We start from the raw sequence: 15,242 nt of genomic DNA, 5'->3' as shown, positions 1-15,242 counted from the left end.
CCACGCGCAATCCCCCAAGGTTTCCAAAAATGTGTCAAACCCTCCCTGCTTCCACATTGCTGGCGGCTGCGCTGGCGCCGCTGGCGGGCGCCGCGCTGGCCGGCATCTTCGGCACCACCCTCGGCGGCAACCGGATCGGCCGCCGCCTGTGCCACAGCCTGACCATCGCGGGGGTGCTGATTTCGTTCGTGCTATCGGCCATGACGCTGTACCGCGTGACGCTGGACGGCGACCGTTTCGACGGGACGATCTACACCTGGATGCTGCTCGGCGGCCTGAAGATGGAAATCGGTTTTCTGGTCGACAGCCTGACCGCGATGATGATGGTGGTGGTCAGCTTCGTCTCGCTGATGGTGCACATCTACACCATCGGCTACATGCGGGAGGACGAAGGCTACAACCGCTTTTTCTGCTACATCTCGCTGTTCACCTTCGCCATGCTGATGCTGGTGATGAGCAACAACCTGCTGCAACTGTTCTTTGGCTGGGAGGCGGTGGGCCTGATCTCGTACCTGCTGATCGGTTTCTGGTTCAACAAGCCCTCGGCGGTCTTTGCCAACCTGAAAGCCTTCCTGGTCAACCGGGTCGGCGACCTGGGCTTCATTCTGGGCATTGGCCTGATTGCGGCCCATGCCGGCACGCTGAACTACGCGGAACTCTTTGCCTTCGCCAAGTCGGGCCAATTCGGCGCCCTGCTCTTGCCCGGCACGGACTGGATGCTGATCACCGTGATCTGCATCTGCCTGTTCATCGGCGCGATGGGCAAGAGCGCGCAGTTTCCGCTGCATGTCTGGCTGCCCGATTCAATGGAAGGCCCGACGCCGATTTCCGCGCTGATCCACGCGGCCACGATGGTGACGGCCGGCATCTTCATGGTGGCGCGCATGTCACCCCTGTTCGAGCTGTCGGACGCGGCGCTCAACTTCATCCTGGTCATCGGCGCCATCACGGCCCTGTTCATGGGTTTTCTGGGCATCATCCAGAACGACATCAAGCGGGTGGTGGCTTATTCCACGCTGTCGCAACTGGGCTATATGACGGTGGCCCTGGGGGCTTCGGCCTATTCGGTGGCGCTGTTTCACCTGATGACCCATGCCTTTTTCAAGGCCCTGCTGTTCCTGGGCGCCGGCTCGGTGATCATGGGCGTGCACCACAACCAGGACATCCGCTGGATGGGCGGGCTGCGCAAACACATGCCCATCACCTGGATCACCTCGCTGCTGGGCTCGCTGGCCTTGATCGGCACGCCCTTGTTCTCGGGCTTTTACTCCAAGGACAGCATCATCGAAGCCGTCCATTCCAGCCACTTGCCGGCGGCGGGGTTTGCGCATTTCGCGGTGCTGGCGGGCGTGTTCGTGACCGCTTTCTATTCGCTGCGCATGTACTTCCTGGTCTTTCATGGCCCGGAGCGTTACGCGCAGAACCCGGATGCGCAGCACGGCGCGCACCATGGCCATGGAGCACACGCGCCGCCGCACGAGTCCCCGTGGGTGGTGACGCTGCCCCTGGTGCTGCTGGCGCTTCCTTCGGTGCTGGCAGGGTTCATCTTCATCGGGCCGATGCTGTTCGGCGACTTTTTTGGCGATGCGATCGTTGTCGATGCCGCCAAGCACCCGTCGATGGCAGATCTGGCCGGGCAGTTCCACGGCGCCTGGGCCATGGCCTGGCATGGCTTGCAGACAGCGCCTTTCTGGCTGGCACTGGCCGGGGTTGCGCTGGCGTACTACATGTACCTGCTCCGTCCTGCGCTGCCCGCTGCGGTCGAGGCCCGGGTCCTGCCGCTCTACCGCTTGCTGGAAAACAAGTATTACCTCGACTGGTTCAACGAGCGCATCCTGGCCCGCGCGGCCAGGGCACTGGGGCGCGGTTTGTGGCAAGGCGGCGATCAGGCCATCATCGACGGGATGCTGGTCAACGGCTCCTGGAAACTGGTGCGCTCGATCGCAGGCGCGGTGCGCTGGTTGCAGTCGGGCTTCATCCATCACTACGCGCTGGTGATGATCCTGGGTGTCTTCGTCCTGATGACGTACTTCGTCTGGCTCAACAAGTAGGAGAAGAAGAAAAATGGGTCTGTTGAGTCTTGCCATCTGGATCCCGGTGGCCTTCGGCGTAGTGCTGCTCGCCATGGGGCGCGACGAGCATGCCCACTCCGTGCGCTGGCTGGCCCTGCTCGGGGCCGTGCTCGGTTTGCTGGTCACGCTGCCCCTGTACCAGGGCTTCCAACCGGGCACTGCGGCGATGCAGTTTGTCGAGAAAACGGCCTGGATCGAGCGCTTCAATGTGCACTACCACCTGGGGGTCGATGGCATCTCGTTCTGGTTTGTGCCGCTGACGGCCTTCACCACCGTGATCGTGGTGATCGCCTCCTGGCAGGCCATCACCGAGCGGGTGAACCAGTACATGGGCGCGTTCCTGATCCTGTCGGGCCTGATGATCGGCGTGTTCAGCGCGCTCGACGGGATTTTGTTTTACGTGTTTTTCGAGGCCACGCTGATACCGATGTACCTGATCATCGGCATCTGGGGCGGGCCGAACAAAATCTACGCGGCATTCAAGTTCTTTCTGTATACGCTGCTCGGCTCGCTGCTGATGCTGATCGCGCTGATCTATCTGTACAACCAGTCCGGCGGCAGCGTCGATATCGCCACCTGGCAGCAACTGCCATTGGGCAGCACCGCCCAGAGCCTGCTGTTCTTTGCCTTCTTTGCCGCCTTTGCGGTGAAGGTGCCGATGTGGCCGGTGCACACCTGGTTGCCGGACGTTCACGTCGAAGCGCCCACCGGTGGCTCTGCGGTGCTGGCGGCCATCATGCTCAAGCTGGGCGCCTACGGCTTTTTGCGCTTCTCGCTGCCGATTACCCCCGATGCGGCGCGCGAATGGGCCTGGCTGATGATCGCGCTGTCGCTGATCGCGGTGATCTACGTGGGGCTGGTGGCGCTGGTGCAAAAGGACATGAAAAAACTGGTGGCCTATTCATCGGTGGCCCACATGGGCTTTGTGACGCTGGGCTTTTTCATCTTCAATGAATTGGGTGTGGCCGGGGGCCTGGTGCAGATGATTGCGCATGGCTTCGTCTCGGCCGCGATGTTCCTGTCGATCGGCGTCTTGTACGACCGCGTGCATTCGCGCGACATCGCGGCCTACGGTGGCGTGGTCAACCGCATGCCCAATTTCACCGCCTTCGCGCTGCTGTTTGCGATGGCCAATTGCGGACTGCCGGGCACGGCCGGTTTCGTCGGCGAATGGATGGTGATTCTGGCCGCCGTCAAGACCAACTTCTGGATCGGTCTGGCGGCCGCCACGGCACTGGTCCTGGGCGCCGCCTACACGCTGTGGATGTTCAAGCGCGTGTACCTGGGCCCGGTGGGCAATGACCAGGTCCGGGGGTTGAGCGACATCGGTGGCCGTGAATTCCTGGTGCTGGCCTGGCTTGCCATCGCCGTGCTGGCGCTGGGCCTGTACCCCCGTCCCGTCACCGATCTGATGGGCCCCTCGGTGACAGAACTGCTCAGGCATGTTGCGCAGTCCAAGCTGAACTAATGGATTCGAGATGATCAACGACATCAGTTGGCTGGCGATTTACCCCGAAATCGTGCTGTTGACCATGGCCTGCGTGATCGCGCTGGCCGACCTGGGCGTGCGCAGCCCCCGCCGCACGGAAACCTATGTGCTGACCATGCTGACGCTGGCCGTGGTGGCCGTGCTGCAGGCCATGTACGCCCGCAGCGGCCACACCTTTTACGGTTTCGGCAACATGGTGATCAGCGATGCGATGGGCAACTGGCTCAAATGCTTTGCCACCGTGGCGATGATGATCACCTTGGTCTATGGCCGCCCCTATGCGGCCGAGCGCGACATGCTGCGCGGGGGCGAGCTGTTCACGCTGGGCATGTTTGCCCTGCTGGGCATGTTCATCATGATCGGCGGCAACAACTTCCTGGTGATCTACCTGGGCCTGGAACTGCTCACGCTATCGAGCTATGCGCTGGTGGCGCTGCGCCGCGACAACGCCACGGCGACCGAAGCCGCCATGAAGTATTTCGTGCTCGGCGCGCTGGCCAGCGGCTTCCTGCTGTACGGCCTGTCGATGCTTTATGGCGCCACCGGCTCGCTGGACATCGGCCAGGTATTCAAAGCCATCAACGCCGGCCAGATCAAGCACCAGGTGCTGGTCTTCGGGCTGGTTTTCGTGGTCGCCGGCCTGGCCTTCAAACTCGGCGCGGTGCCGTTTCACATGTGGATTCCCGATGTCTACCAAGGCGCCCCGACGGCGGTGACGCTGATGCTGGCTGGCGCGCCCAAGCTGGCGGCATTGGCCATCACGCTGCGCCTGCTGGTCGACGGCCTGCTGCCATTGGCGATCGATTGGCAGCAGATGCTGGCGCTACTGGCCATCGGCTCGCTGCTGGTGGGCAACCTGGCGGCGATTGCACAAACCAACCTCAAGCGCATGCTGGCCTATTCGACCATCGCCCAAATGGGCTTTGTGCTGCTGGGCCTGATGTCGGGGGTGGTCAACGGCAAGGTCGATGCCACGGCGGTCGAAAACGCCTACAGCGCGGCCATGTTCTACGTCATCACCTACGTGCTGACCACGCTGGCGGCGTTCGGCGTGATCCTGTTGCTGGCCCGTGAAGGCTTTGAGAGCGAAGAGATTGCCGATTTCGCCGGTCTGAACCAACGCAGCCCGCTGTACGCCGGCGTCATGGCGGTGTGCCTGTTCTCGCTGGCCGGCATTCCACCGCTGGTCGGCTTTTATGCCAAGCTGTCGGTGCTGCAAGCGCTGCTGGCCTCCGGCCAGGGCTGGCACCTGGCCCTGGCGGTGTTTGCGGTAGGCATGTCGCTGATCGGCGCTTTTTACTACCTGCGCGTGGTCAAGGTGATGTATTTCGACGCCCCGCTGACGGCCTCGAATGTGTCAGCGCCGATCGATGTGCGCATGCTGCTGACGCTCAACGGCGCGCTGATCCTGGTGCTGGGCCTGCTGCCCGGCGGCCTGATGGCGCTGTGCGCCGAGGCCGTGGTGCGCGCGCTGGCGACCTGACAGCGCAGCGATTCGCTTCCAGTGCTCCGTCGGTGCAGCCCCTACCTGACAAGCACGACACACAGTGGACTTCGGGCCAGTCGCCTGGCAACCGGCGCACGCCCTGAACATGCGCAAGCAACCCGGGAGCGCGCCATGCTGAAGCTCGAACGGATCCAGAAGAACGCAGCCCTCTCGGGCCTGGAGCCCGGGCAGGTGGTGCGCATCGTCACGACCGAGCCTGTCGGCCTCAGTGACAACTACAGCGCCCTGACCGTTTACTACAAGCTGGCCGACGGCACGCTGCGCGAGCGGATGCTGTTCCGCACCGACGAGGCCGGGCTATCCTTGGCCGAAGCCGGTCGCCCGTGGGCCTTCGATGCGCCGGGCGAAGAGTTCAAGCTCGCCGTCGAAGCCTGCCGGATCGATCTGGCCCACCTGTTCGACCCGATGATGGCCGTCCACACCTCGAACGTGGAGCCACTACCGCACCAGATCACGGCGGTCTATGAATCCATGCTGCCGCGCCAGCCGCTGCGCTATGTGCTGGCCGACGACCCCGGCGCGGGCAAGACCATCATGGCCGGGCTGTTCATCCGCGAGTTGCTGATGCGCGCCGACGCCAGGCGCGTGCTGATCGTCGCGCCCGGCAGCCTGGTCGAGCAGTGGCAGGACGAAATGTTCGAGAAGTTCGGCCTTTCGTTCACGCTGTTCTCGCGCGAGCAGATCGATCGATCGCGCAGCGGCAACCCCTTCGACGACATCGACCTGCTGGTCGCCCGCGTCGATCAACTGGCGCGCGCCGAAGACCTGCAAGAAAAGCTCATGCCCACGCAGTGGGACTTGGTCGTCGTGGACGAAGCGCACAAGCTCTCGGCCAGCTACTTCGGCAACAAGGTCGACAAGACCAAGCGGTTCCTGCTCGGCGAACTGCTAGTGTCGCGTCACGGATCAGATGTCGTAGGCTGCGCGCAGCCATCGGAGCGCAGCGCAAGGCGCATCGCGCAGCCAATACCGAGCGTATTGGCAAGCGATGCAACGCCGCGATGCGCTTCGATGGCCAGCGCAGACCGACAGATGATCGGTGACGCGACACTAGGCTCCATCACGCGCCACTTCCTGCTGATGACGGCCACGCCGCACAACGGCAAGGAAGAGGACTTCCAGCTTTTCATGTCGCTGCTGGACGCCGACCGCTTCTACGGCAAGTTCCGCGACGGCGCGCACAAGGTCGATGTGGCCGACCTGATGCGCCGCATGGTCAAGGAAGACATGCTCACATTCGACGGCACGCCGCTGTTTCCCGAACGGCGTGCCTACACCGTCAACTACAAGCTCTCCGATCCCGAAGCCGCCCTGTACGCAGCGGTAACCGACTATGTGAAGACCGAGTTCGCCCGCGCCGATCAGTTGGCCGACGGTGGCCGCAAGGGCACGGTGGGCTTTGCCCTGACCGCGCTGCAACGGCGGCTCGCCTCCAGCCCCGAGGCCATCTACCAGTCGCTGAAGCGCCGCCGCAACAAGCTCAAACGCCGCGTCGAGGACGAAAAACTGCGCCAGCGCGGCCAACTTGTCAAAGAAGGTTTGGCCGAAACCGTCGGCTATGAGAACGGCAACGGCTCGCCCGAAGATATCTGGGAGTCCGCAGACGACCTCTCGCCCGAAGCCTGCGAGGACTTCGAGGAATATCTGGTCGATCAGACCACGGCAGCGCAGACCATCCAGGAACTCGAAGCCGAAATCATCCTCCTCGAAGGCCTGGAAGAACAGGCCCGGCAGGTCGTGCACTCCGGCCAAGATCGCAAGTGGGACGAACTCTCCCGCCTGCTGCAAGACACGCCGGAGATGCACGACAGCGCCGGGCGCCAACGCAAGCTCATCATCTTCACCGAACACCGCGACACGCTGAACTACCTCGCGGTGAAGATTCGCGGCCTCATCGGCAGCGAGGAAGCCGTGGTGATGATCCACGGCGGCGTCAAGCGCGAGGAACGGCGCCTGACGCTGGAGAACGAGCGCCGCACCATCGACAACCTCACGGCACGCCGCGAGTCGCGCGAGAAGGAACTGCTGGCCATGCGCCATGTGGTCTCGGCCACGCCGGTCGTGCTCGGCGGCGCGCTCGTCATCCCGGCGGGGCTGCTGATGCAACGCAAGGGCGTTCCGGCGGAACCAGGCGGCTGGTCGGCAGACGCCGACGCCCGCACCCGCATCGAGCGCATCGCCATGCACGCAGTGATCGCCGCCGAGCGCGCCCTGGGTCACGCCGTCATCGATGTCTCGGCGCAGAAGTGCGGTTGGGACCTGACCAGCCAGCCCCAACCTGTGGATGGCCGCCTGACGACCTCGCGCCACATCGAGGTGAAAGGCCGCGCCAAGGGCCAGTCCACGATCACCGTCACGCGCAACGAAATCCTCTACGGCCTGAACCAGGCGGACAAGTTCATCCTCGCCATCGTGCTGGTGGACGGTGATCGGCACGAGGGGCCGTTTTACGTGCGCCAGCCCTTCACGCAGGAGCCGGACTGGGCGGAAACCAGCAAGAACCTCGATCTGGGCCAGTTGCTGGCCAAGGCCGTCGCGCCGGAGGCATCGCTGTGATGAGCCTCTTGGCATGCCAAAAGAAACGCCTCCGCATGGGAGGCGTCGGGCCAAGGCTACTCACCTTGGCGGGGCACAAAGGAAAACGCCTCCACGAGGGAGGCGTTGGGCCGGAGATGCGATCTCCGGTGGGGTTTGTATGCATACCGCGATGAGCACGAACAAGCTGCGGCTGAAGCACCCCATCTGACGCCTGGGCCACTACCTGCCGCAAGACCAGGGACCGGGCAGGCCCGCTCCGAGGCGCCGCAGATGGCTCCCCCTTCGTGATCAGGCCGGCAACGGTGCGCCGGTCTGCCGCGCGGCCGCCTGCAGCTCGCCGGCGTGCTGGACCAGGATGTCGCAGGTGAGCCGGATGTGGGCTTCCAGTGCCAGCGCAGCACGCGCTTCCTGGCGCGCCATCGCCGCGTTGTAGATGCTGGCGTGTTCGTCGTGCACGTCGCGCTCGATGGTCTGGGCTGCGCCCATCTGGATGGCCACATACCGGTAACGCTCGCCGTGCCGGTACAGGATGCCCAGCAAGTGCTTGTTCCAGGGCGAGCGGTGCGCCGAGATCAGGGCCTCGTGGAAGCGCTTGTTGGCCGCCTCCCATTCGAGCGGCTCCAGGCCACCGGGATGCTGCTCGGCACGCGTGAGCACCTCGAAGGCCTGCGTCAGCTCGCTCTCCCAGGCCGCATCGCCCTGGCGGATGGACTGGCGCAGGGCCTCGGTCTCCAGCATCACGCGGGTGTTGGTCAGGTCCTTGAGGTTGCTGAGCGAGATTTCCGAGACCCGGTAGCCGCGCTGGCCCTCGACCGTGACCAGTGCATCGGAGACCAGCAGGGCCAGGGCTTCGCGCAGGGTGCCCGCGCCCACCGCATAACGGTCTTTCAGGTGCTCCACCCGCAGGCGCTCGCCGGGCGCGAGCCGGCCATGCACGATGTCCTGGCGCACCGCCAGGTAGGCCCGCTCCGCGAGCGTTCGGGGCGTCTCGGCCGCCAGCCGGTTGAATGGTCCGGCCGATCTGTCGTTGATGTGGTGAGTGGGCAGCATGCGGTTCGTCCCGTTGCGGGTTTCAAGGGGTTTCTTCGTCCAGTTGCTGGCGCTTGAGCCGGTAGGCCAGTTGCGGCCGCGTCAGGCCCAGCAGGCGTGCCGCACCCGACAGGTTGCCGCCGCTGCGCTCGACCGCCAGCGCCAGCACCTGGGCTTCGAGCTGTTCGAGCGGCAGGCCGCTGCCCACGATGCGCTCGCAGAGTTCGCTCTCTTGGGCAGGCAAGACCCGGGCCAGCCGGCCCTGGGGGTCCACGCTATCCTGGCGCTCCTGGGGCTGGTTCGGGAACAGGTGTTCGAGCTCCACCGTGCCGCCCTGGGCCGCCAGGATCACACCGCGCTCGACCAGGTTCTCCAGCTCGCGCACGTTGCCAGGCCAGTCGTGCCGCATCAGCGCCTGCAGCGCGCGCTCGCCCAGGCCACTGAGGCGCTTGTTGTGCACCGCCATGAAGCGCGCCAGCAGATGGCGCGCCAGCGGCTCGATGTCGGCGCTGCGCTCGCGCAGCGGCGGGATGCGGATGGGGTACACGTTGAGCCGGTACAGCAGGTCGCGCCGGAATCGCCCCTGCGCCACCGCTTCCTCCAGGTCCACGTTGGTCGCGGTGACCATGCGCACGTTGACCTTGCGCGTGGCCTCGGCCCCCAGCCGCTCGATCTCGCCCTCCTGCAGCACGCGCAGCAGCTTGGCCTGCGCCGCCAGCGGCAGGTCGCCGACCTCGTCGAGGAACAGCGTGCCGCCTTCGGCGCGCTCGAAGCGCCCGGCGCGCGCCGCATGGGCCCCGGTGTAGGCCCCTTTCTCGACACCGAACAGCTCGGCCTCGATCAGCTCGGCGGGCAGCGCCGCGCAGTTCACCGCCACGAAGGGGCCCGCGGCGCGGTCGGAGTGCGCGTGCAGGGCGCGGGCGAAACGCTCTTTGCCAACCCCGGTCTCGCCGGTCAGCAGCACCGTGACCTGGGTCTGCGCGGCACGCTGCATGAGATTGTGCGCCTGCTGGAACGCCGGCGAATTCCCGACCAGCATGCCGCCAGAAGTCGTGGGCTCCAGCGTGGTCTTGAGCGCCTGCACCTGCTGGCTCAGCGCGTCCATCTTGTCCAGCAGCGAATCGTCTTCGAAGTATTGGCCGTAGGCCGCGCCGTCAGGCCATTCGTCGATCGGCTTGCCCACGATGTGGCAGTGCTCGTCTCCGCAGGCGCCGCACCGGATTTCCTTGAACAGGATCAGCTTGCCCATGAACGCGCTGGTGTAGCCGCTGGCGTAGCCCAGCAGGATCCAGCAGGCCGGCTCGTCCACCACGCCGTAGGCCAGGCGGTGGGCATGGGCCTCCCAGGAATCGTCCCACCGGAACTCGCCCTCGAACAGGCCCGCAGCCGCGTCCATCTTCAGGTGCAGTGGCGTGACCCGGGCCGCGCCTTCGAGCATGTGCAGTTGAGGCCCCACGAGGAACATGTCTTCCAGGCTGCAGTCACCCCGGGTCTTGTTGGCAAAGCCGGCGTCGTGCAGACCGCTGGCGTAGCCCATGCGCGTGAGCAGGCGGCGGGCGTGGTCGGTGCCGACCGAGGTGATCAGGTCGCGGCGCAACGCACTCAGCGCCGCCGTGTGCAGCAGGACCATGCGGCGCTCGCCGAGCCAGATGGCCCCGCTGTCGGGCTCGAAGCGGAGCAGTTTCCTCAGGTCGGCGTCCGGAGGGTAGTTCAGATGCGGTTCCACGGGGTCTCCTGGTCGCTGGGCTGTGTTTGCGCGGATTCTCGATATTTTCACTGCACAAGCCTTTTTCGGCAAGCCAGCAGAGGTTCGGTACAGCCTTCATCATTTCATCAAACACCGGCAAAGACCTTGATGATTTAGTGAATTCATTTTGCATTTCATGGTGTTGCACGGTGTTTGGCAGACCGAGTTTCCCGCCAGAACCCGGGAAAACCCACCTCCTCCGATGCTTGATGCTTAGGGGCATTCCCTTAAATATCGAGATTTTTGGAGATTCTGGTCCATTCAGGCACACCCCATGCAAGAGCAGCCGTGTCCAACCCGCCCGACCATGACCTCTGTACACGCCCCCGAATTCCAGAACCTGCCCGCCGTGGACCTGCAGCGCCGCTACGTGCGCCTGCTGGAGCGCCGCGGCGACGGCTTGGTCAGCTTCGAGTTCTCGATCGGCTGGCCCGAGCTGGCGGTGGAACTGATGCTGCCCTCGGCGGCGTTCGACGAGTTCTGCGCCCACAACCACGTGATCTGGCGCGAAGACTGAACCCCTACAACACCAGGAGACAAGACCCGATGAACATCGACCTGCAGGCGCGCGAGATCACACCGCTGCGCCACACCTATGCCCACGTGGCGCAGCACATCGGCGGCGACAAGGTGGCCTCGCGCTACCAGGAAGCCACCTTCGGCGCCCAGCCGATGACCAACTTCCACTACCGGCCCACCTGGGACCCGGCGCACGAACTGTTCGACGCAGCACGCAGCCGCGTGGTGCTGGCCGACTGGTACGTGCTGAAGGACCCGCGCCAGTTCTATTACGCCACTTGGACCATGACGCGCTCGCGCCAGCAGGACGCGATGGAAGCCAGCTTCCAGTTCGTCGAATCGCGCGGCATGGTCGCCATGATCCCGGAAGCGGTGCGCGACAAGGCGCTCGCGGTGCTGCTGCCGCTGCGCCACGCGGCCTGGGGCGCCAACATGAACAACGCGTCCATCGCCGCCTACGGCTTTGGCACCGCCTTCACCGCGCCGGCCATGTTCCACGCCATGGACAATCTCGGGATCGCGCAGTACCTGACCCGCCTGGGCCTGGCGATGGCCGAGCCGCAGGCTCTGGATGCCGGCAAGCAGGCCTGGCTGGACGACCCGCACTGGCAGGGCCTGCGCCGCTACGTGGAAGACACCCTGGTGCTGCAGGACCCGTTCGAGCTGTTCGTGGCGCAGAACCTCGCGCTCGACGGCCTGCTGTACCCGCTGGTCTACACCCGCTTCGTGGACGACCACGTCGCGCTGCAAGGCGGCACCGCGGTGGCCATGCTGACCAGCTTCATGCCCGAATGGTTCGACGAGACCACGCGCTGGGTCGACGCGCTGGTGAAGACCGCCGCGGCCGAGTCCGACGCCAACCGAGCCCTGATCTCGCGGTGGGCGGCCGAATGGTCGGACCGCGCCCAGGCCGCGCTGACACCGGTGGCCGAACTGGCCCTGGACGCCCAGGGCCCCGCCGCGCTGGGCGAGGCGGTGGACCAGTTCAAGGCCCGCTGCAAGAAGGCCGGCCTCGCGCTCTGAACCCTGCCCACAAGGAAACCCGATGTCCAACGTATTCATCGCCTTCCAGCACAACGAAGAATCGCGTCCGGTGATCGACGCCATCGTGGCCGACAACCCCGCCGCACAGGTCGTGCACTCGCCCGGCCTGGTCAAGATCGACGCGCCCGACCGCCTGACGATCCGCCGCTCGACCATCGAGGAGCAGACCGGCCGCCCCTACGACCTGCAGCAGATCCACGTCAACCTGGTGACGCTGTCGGGCCACATCGACGAAGACGACGACCAACTCACCCTGAGCTGGAAACACTGACCCCCCGCCCACCCGAGGAGACATATCTCATGGACACCCGCGTCACCAAGAAAAAACTCGGCCTCAAGGACCGCTACGCCGCCATGACCCGCGGCCTGGGCTGGCAGACCACCTACCAGCCCATGGACAAGGTCTTCCCCTACGACAAGTACGAGGGCATCAAGATCCACGACTGGGACAAGTGGGAAGACCCCTTCCGCCTGACCATGGACGCCTACTGGAAATACCAGGGCGAGAAGGAGAAGAAGCTCTACGCGGTGATCGAGGCCTTCGCGCAGAACAACGGCCAGCTGGGCGTGAGCGACGCGCGCTACATCAACGCGCTCAAGCTGTTCATCCAGGGTGTCACGCCGCTGGAGTATTACGCGCACCGCGGCTTCGCGCACGTGGGCCGCCAATTCACCGGCGAGGGCGCACGCGTGGCCGCGCAGATGCAGAGCATCGACGAACTGCGCCACTACCAGACCGAGACGCACGCGATCAGCCACTACAACAAATACTTCAACGGCATGCACCACTCGAACCACTGGTTCGACCGCGTGTGGTACCTGAGCGTGCCCAAGAGCTTCTTCGAGGACGCCTGCACCGGTGGCCCGTTCGAGTTTCTCACCGCCGTGAGCTTCAGCTTCGAATACGTGCTGACCAACCTGCTGTTCGTGCCCTTCATGAGCGGCGCGGCGCACAACGGCGACATGTCCACCGTGACCTTCGGCTTCAGCGCGCAAAGCGACGAGAGCCGCCACATGACGCTGGGCATCGAATGCATCAAGTTCCTGCTGGAGCAGGACCCGGACAACGTGCCCATCGTGCAGGGCTGGATCGACAAGTGGCTCTGGCGCGGCTACCGCCTGCTGACCCTGGTGGCCATGATGCAGGACTACATGCTGCCCAAGCGCGTGATGAGCTGGAAGGAAGCCTGGGAGATGTATGCCGAGGAAAACGGCGGGGCCCTGTTCAAGGACCTGGCGCGCTACGGCATCCGCGAGCCCAAGGGCTGGAAGGACGCCTGCGAAGGCAAGGACCACATCAGCCACCAGGCCTGGAACACCTTCTACAACTACAACGCCGCCGCGCCCTTTCACACCTGGGTGCCCAACGAGGACGAGATGGACTGGCTGTCGGAGAAATACCCCGACACCTTCGACAAGCACTACCGCCCGCGCCTGGAGCACTACCGCGCGCAGCAGCAGGCCGGCAAGCGTTTCTACAACAAGACGCTGCCCATGCTGTGCAACACCTGCCAGATCCCGATGCTGTTCACCGAGCCCGGCGACGCCAGCAAGATCTGCTACCGCGAGAGCGACTGGCGCGGCAACAAGCACCACTTCTGCTCGGACCACTGCAAGGACATCTTCGATCACGAGCCCGAGAAATACGTGCAGAGCTGGCTGCCGGTGCACCAGATCTACCAGGGCCACTGCTTCAAGCCCGGCACCGACCCCACGGTCGAGGGCTTCGACCCGTTGATCGCGGTGCTGCAGTGGTACGAGATGGAGATCGGCCGCGACAACTTCGATTTCGAAGGCTCGCAAGACCAGAAGAACTTCGCCACCTGGCGCGGCCAGCCCATGGAAGGAGCCGCGAAATGAGCGTCGTCGCCCTCTCCACATACGACTTCCCGGCCAAGGACGTGCGGGAGAACTTTCCCGCGCCGCTGCTCTACATCGGCTGGGAAGACCACCTGATGTTCTGCGCCCCGTTCTGCCTGCCGCTGCCGCCCGACATGCCGTTCGGCGCGCTGCCCACGGCCGTGCTTGCCGGCGTCTACGGCGAGCACCCGGACTTCGCGCGCATCGACTGGTCCACCGTCGAGTGGTTCAAGTCGGGTCAGCCCTGGCAGCCGGACCCGGCCAAGTCGCTGGCCGACAACGGCCTGACGCACAAGGACGCAATCCGTTTCCGCACGCCGGGCCTCACGGGCATCGGGGCTTCGTTCAACTGAGCACCAGGCCTTCTCGACATGAGCTACCAACTCACCATCGAACCCCTGGACGCGACCATCGAGGTCGAGGAAGGCCAGACCGTGCTGGATGCGGCCCTGCGCCAGGGCATCTACATCCCGCACGCCTGCGGCCACGGGCTGTGCGGCACCTGCAAGGTGCGGGTGAGCGACGGCGAGGTGGACCATGGCGCGGCCAACCCGTTCGCGCTGATGGACTTCGAGCGCGACGAGGGCAAGACCCTGGCCTGCTGCTGCACGCTGCAGAGCGACGCCACCATCGAGGCCGACATCGACGAAGAGCCCGATGCCGAGGTGATCCCGGTGTGCGACTTCGCCGCCACGGTGGCGCGCATAGCCACCCTGACCCCGACCATCAAGGCCATCCACCTGCAGCTCGACAAGCCCATCCACTTCCAGGCCGGGCAGTATGTGCAACTGGAGATTCCGGGCCTGGGCCAGAGCCGCGCCTTCTCCATCGCCAACGCGCCGGCCGAGGTGCAGGCCAGCGGCGAGATCGAACTCAACGTGCGCATCGTGGCCGGCGGCGCCGGTACCGGCTACCTGCACGAGAAGCTGAAGGCCGGCGACCGGCTGCGCCTGAGCGGGCCCTATGGCCGCTTCTTCGTGCGCGAATCGGCGCAACTGCCCATGCTTTTCATGGCAGGCGGTTCGGGTCTGTCGAGCCCGCGCGCCATGATCCTGGACCTGCTGGGCAAGGGCTGCACACAGCCCATCACCCTGGTGTATGGCCAGCGCAGCCGCGACGAGCTGTACTACGACGCCGAGTTCCGCGCGCTGGTACAGCGGCATCCGAATTTCACCTACGTGGCGGCCCTGTCGCACGAGCCCGAAGGCACGGACTGGAGCGGCGCGCGTGGCTTCGTACACGAAGCCGCCAAGGCGCACTTCCCGCAGGGCTTCGCCGGCCACAAGGCCTACCTGTGCGGGCCGCCGCCCATGATCGAGGCCTGCATAGCCGCGCTGATGCAGGGCCGGCTGTTCGAGCGCGACATCTACACCGAGAAATTTCTCTCGGCGGCCGATGCGCAGTCGGCGCGCAGCCCCTTGTTCCGGCGGGTGTGAA

Annotated in this window: 12 protein-coding genes; 10 read left to right on the top strand and 2 right to left on the bottom strand. The window is 65.1% G+C overall.

Annotated features, from left to right (window positions below; translation table 11 throughout):
• Nucleotides 1-29 precede the first annotated feature (29 nt).
• The 4 genes from nuoL to VEIS_RS30560 all read left to right on the top strand — a co-directional run bounded on the left by nuoL (nucleotide 30) and on the right by VEIS_RS30560 (nucleotide 7,624).
• The gene (gene nuoL, locus VEIS_RS13650; protein WP_011810537.1) at nucleotides 30-2,051 is read left to right on the top strand and encodes an NADH-quinone oxidoreductase subunit L; all 2,022 of its coding nucleotides are present in this window, start codon (nucleotides 30-32) and stop codon (nucleotides 2,049-2,051) included.
• Between the two features lie 13 nt (nucleotides 2,052-2,064).
• Complete coding sequence (locus VEIS_RS13645; protein ID WP_011810536.1) at nucleotides 2,065-3,540, top strand: NADH-quinone oxidoreductase subunit M; 1,476 nt, start codon at nucleotides 2,065-2,067, stop codon at nucleotides 3,538-3,540.
• 10 nt (nucleotides 3,541-3,550) lie between these two features.
• On the top strand, nucleotides 3,551-5,044 hold the full coding sequence (nuoN, locus tag VEIS_RS13640) for an NADH-quinone oxidoreductase subunit NuoN (RefSeq protein ID WP_011810535.1): 1,494 nt from the start codon (nucleotides 3,551-3,553) through the stop codon (nucleotides 5,042-5,044).
• A gap of 135 nt (nucleotides 5,045-5,179) precedes the next feature.
• Nucleotides 5,180-7,624 (top strand): protein NO VEIN domain-containing protein, encoded by a 2,445-nt coding sequence (locus tag VEIS_RS30560; protein WP_011810534.1) that lies wholly within the window; start codon nucleotides 5,180-5,182, stop codon nucleotides 7,622-7,624.
• Between the two features lie 270 nt (nucleotides 7,625-7,894).
• On the opposite strand, the gene VEIS_RS13630 is transcribed toward VEIS_RS30560, so the two are convergent.
• Nucleotides 7,895-8,656, bottom strand: a complete 762-nt coding sequence (locus VEIS_RS13630) for a GntR family transcriptional regulator (RefSeq protein WP_011810533.1) — start codon at nucleotides 8,654-8,656, stop codon at nucleotides 7,895-7,897.
• 22 nt (nucleotides 8,657-8,678) lie between these two features.
• A complete protein-coding gene (locus VEIS_RS13625) occupies nucleotides 8,679-10,361 on the bottom strand; it encodes a sigma-54-dependent Fis family transcriptional regulator (protein WP_011810532.1) in 1,683 nt (560 codons plus the stop codon).
• Between the two features lie 328 nt (nucleotides 10,362-10,689).
• Here VEIS_RS13625 and VEIS_RS13620 point away from each other — a divergent pair, with 328 nt between their 5' ends.
• Genes VEIS_RS13620 through VEIS_RS13595 form a run of 6 tightly spaced genes read left to right on the top strand, consistent with a single transcriptional unit; the run spans nucleotide 10,690 to nucleotide 15,241 of the window.
• A complete protein-coding gene (locus VEIS_RS13620; protein ID WP_041950034.1) occupies nucleotides 10,690-10,899 on the top strand; it encodes a phenol hydroxylase subunit in 210 nt (69 codons plus the stop codon).
• A 29-nt stretch (nucleotides 10,900-10,928) separates the two neighbouring features.
• On the top strand, nucleotides 10,929-11,924 hold the full coding sequence (locus VEIS_RS13615) for an aromatic/alkene monooxygenase hydroxylase subunit beta (RefSeq protein WP_011810530.1): 996 nt from the start codon (nucleotides 10,929-10,931) through the stop codon (nucleotides 11,922-11,924).
• Nucleotides 11,925-11,946: 22 nt separating this feature from the next.
• A complete protein-coding gene (locus tag VEIS_RS13610; protein ID WP_011810529.1) occupies nucleotides 11,947-12,216 on the top strand; it encodes an MmoB/DmpM family protein in 270 nt (89 codons plus the stop codon).
• A 29-nt stretch (nucleotides 12,217-12,245) separates the two neighbouring features.
• Nucleotides 12,246-13,805, top strand: a complete 1,560-nt coding sequence (locus tag VEIS_RS13605) for an aromatic/alkene/methane monooxygenase hydroxylase/oxygenase subunit alpha (protein WP_011810528.1) — start codon at nucleotides 12,246-12,248, stop codon at nucleotides 13,803-13,805.
• The gene (locus VEIS_RS13600; RefSeq protein ID WP_011810527.1) at nucleotides 13,802-14,158 is read left to right on the top strand and encodes a phenol hydroxylase subunit P4; all 357 of its coding nucleotides are present in this window, start codon (nucleotides 13,802-13,804) and stop codon (nucleotides 14,156-14,158) included. Before VEIS_RS13605 ends, VEIS_RS13600 begins: the two co-directional genes overlap by 4 nt.
• A gap of 18 nt (nucleotides 14,159-14,176) precedes the next feature.
• Nucleotides 14,177-15,241 (top strand): NADH:ubiquinone reductase (Na(+)-transporting) subunit F, encoded by a 1,065-nt coding sequence (locus VEIS_RS13595; protein ID WP_011810526.1) that lies wholly within the window; start codon nucleotides 14,177-14,179, stop codon nucleotides 15,239-15,241.
• The last annotated feature ends 1 nt before the right edge of the window (nucleotide 15,242 follow it).

Origin of the sequence: Verminephrobacter eiseniae EF01-2, from assembly GCF_000015565.1 — a bacterium.
Taxonomy (GTDB): domain Bacteria; phylum Pseudomonadota; class Gammaproteobacteria; order Burkholderiales; family Burkholderiaceae_C; genus Acidovorax; species Acidovorax eiseniae.
The sequence above is the reverse complement of the archived record's forward strand: the minus strand, read 5'-3'. Positions and strand labels throughout refer to the sequence as shown.

Coding starts and splice junctions, on each gene's coding strand:
- nuoL (WP_011810537.1), top strand. CDS start 30: ATGTGTCAAACCCTCCCTGCTTCCACATTGCTGGCGGCTGCGCTGGCG.
- VEIS_RS13645 (WP_011810536.1), top strand. CDS start 2,065: ATGGGTCTGTTGAGTCTTGCCATCTGGATCCCGGTGGCCTTCGGCGTA.
- nuoN (WP_011810535.1), top strand. CDS start 3,551: ATGATCAACGACATCAGTTGGCTGGCGATTTACCCCGAAATCGTGCTG.
- VEIS_RS30560 (WP_011810534.1), top strand. CDS start 5,180: ATGCTGAAGCTCGAACGGATCCAGAAGAACGCAGCCCTCTCGGGCCTG.
- VEIS_RS13630 (WP_011810533.1), bottom strand. CDS start 8,656: ATGCTGCCCACTCACCACATCAACGACAGATCGGCCGGACCATTCAAC.
- VEIS_RS13620 (WP_041950034.1), top strand. CDS start 10,690: ATGACCTCTGTACACGCCCCCGAATTCCAGAACCTGCCCGCCGTGGAC.
- VEIS_RS13615 (WP_011810530.1), top strand. CDS start 10,929: ATGAACATCGACCTGCAGGCGCGCGAGATCACACCGCTGCGCCACACC.
- VEIS_RS13610 (WP_011810529.1), top strand. CDS start 11,947: ATGTCCAACGTATTCATCGCCTTCCAGCACAACGAAGAATCGCGTCCG.
- VEIS_RS13605 (WP_011810528.1), top strand. CDS start 12,246: ATGGACACCCGCGTCACCAAGAAAAAACTCGGCCTCAAGGACCGCTAC.
- VEIS_RS13600 (WP_011810527.1), top strand. CDS start 13,802: ATGAGCGTCGTCGCCCTCTCCACATACGACTTCCCGGCCAAGGACGTG.
- VEIS_RS13595 (WP_011810526.1), top strand. CDS start 14,177: ATGAGCTACCAACTCACCATCGAACCCCTGGACGCGACCATCGAGGTC.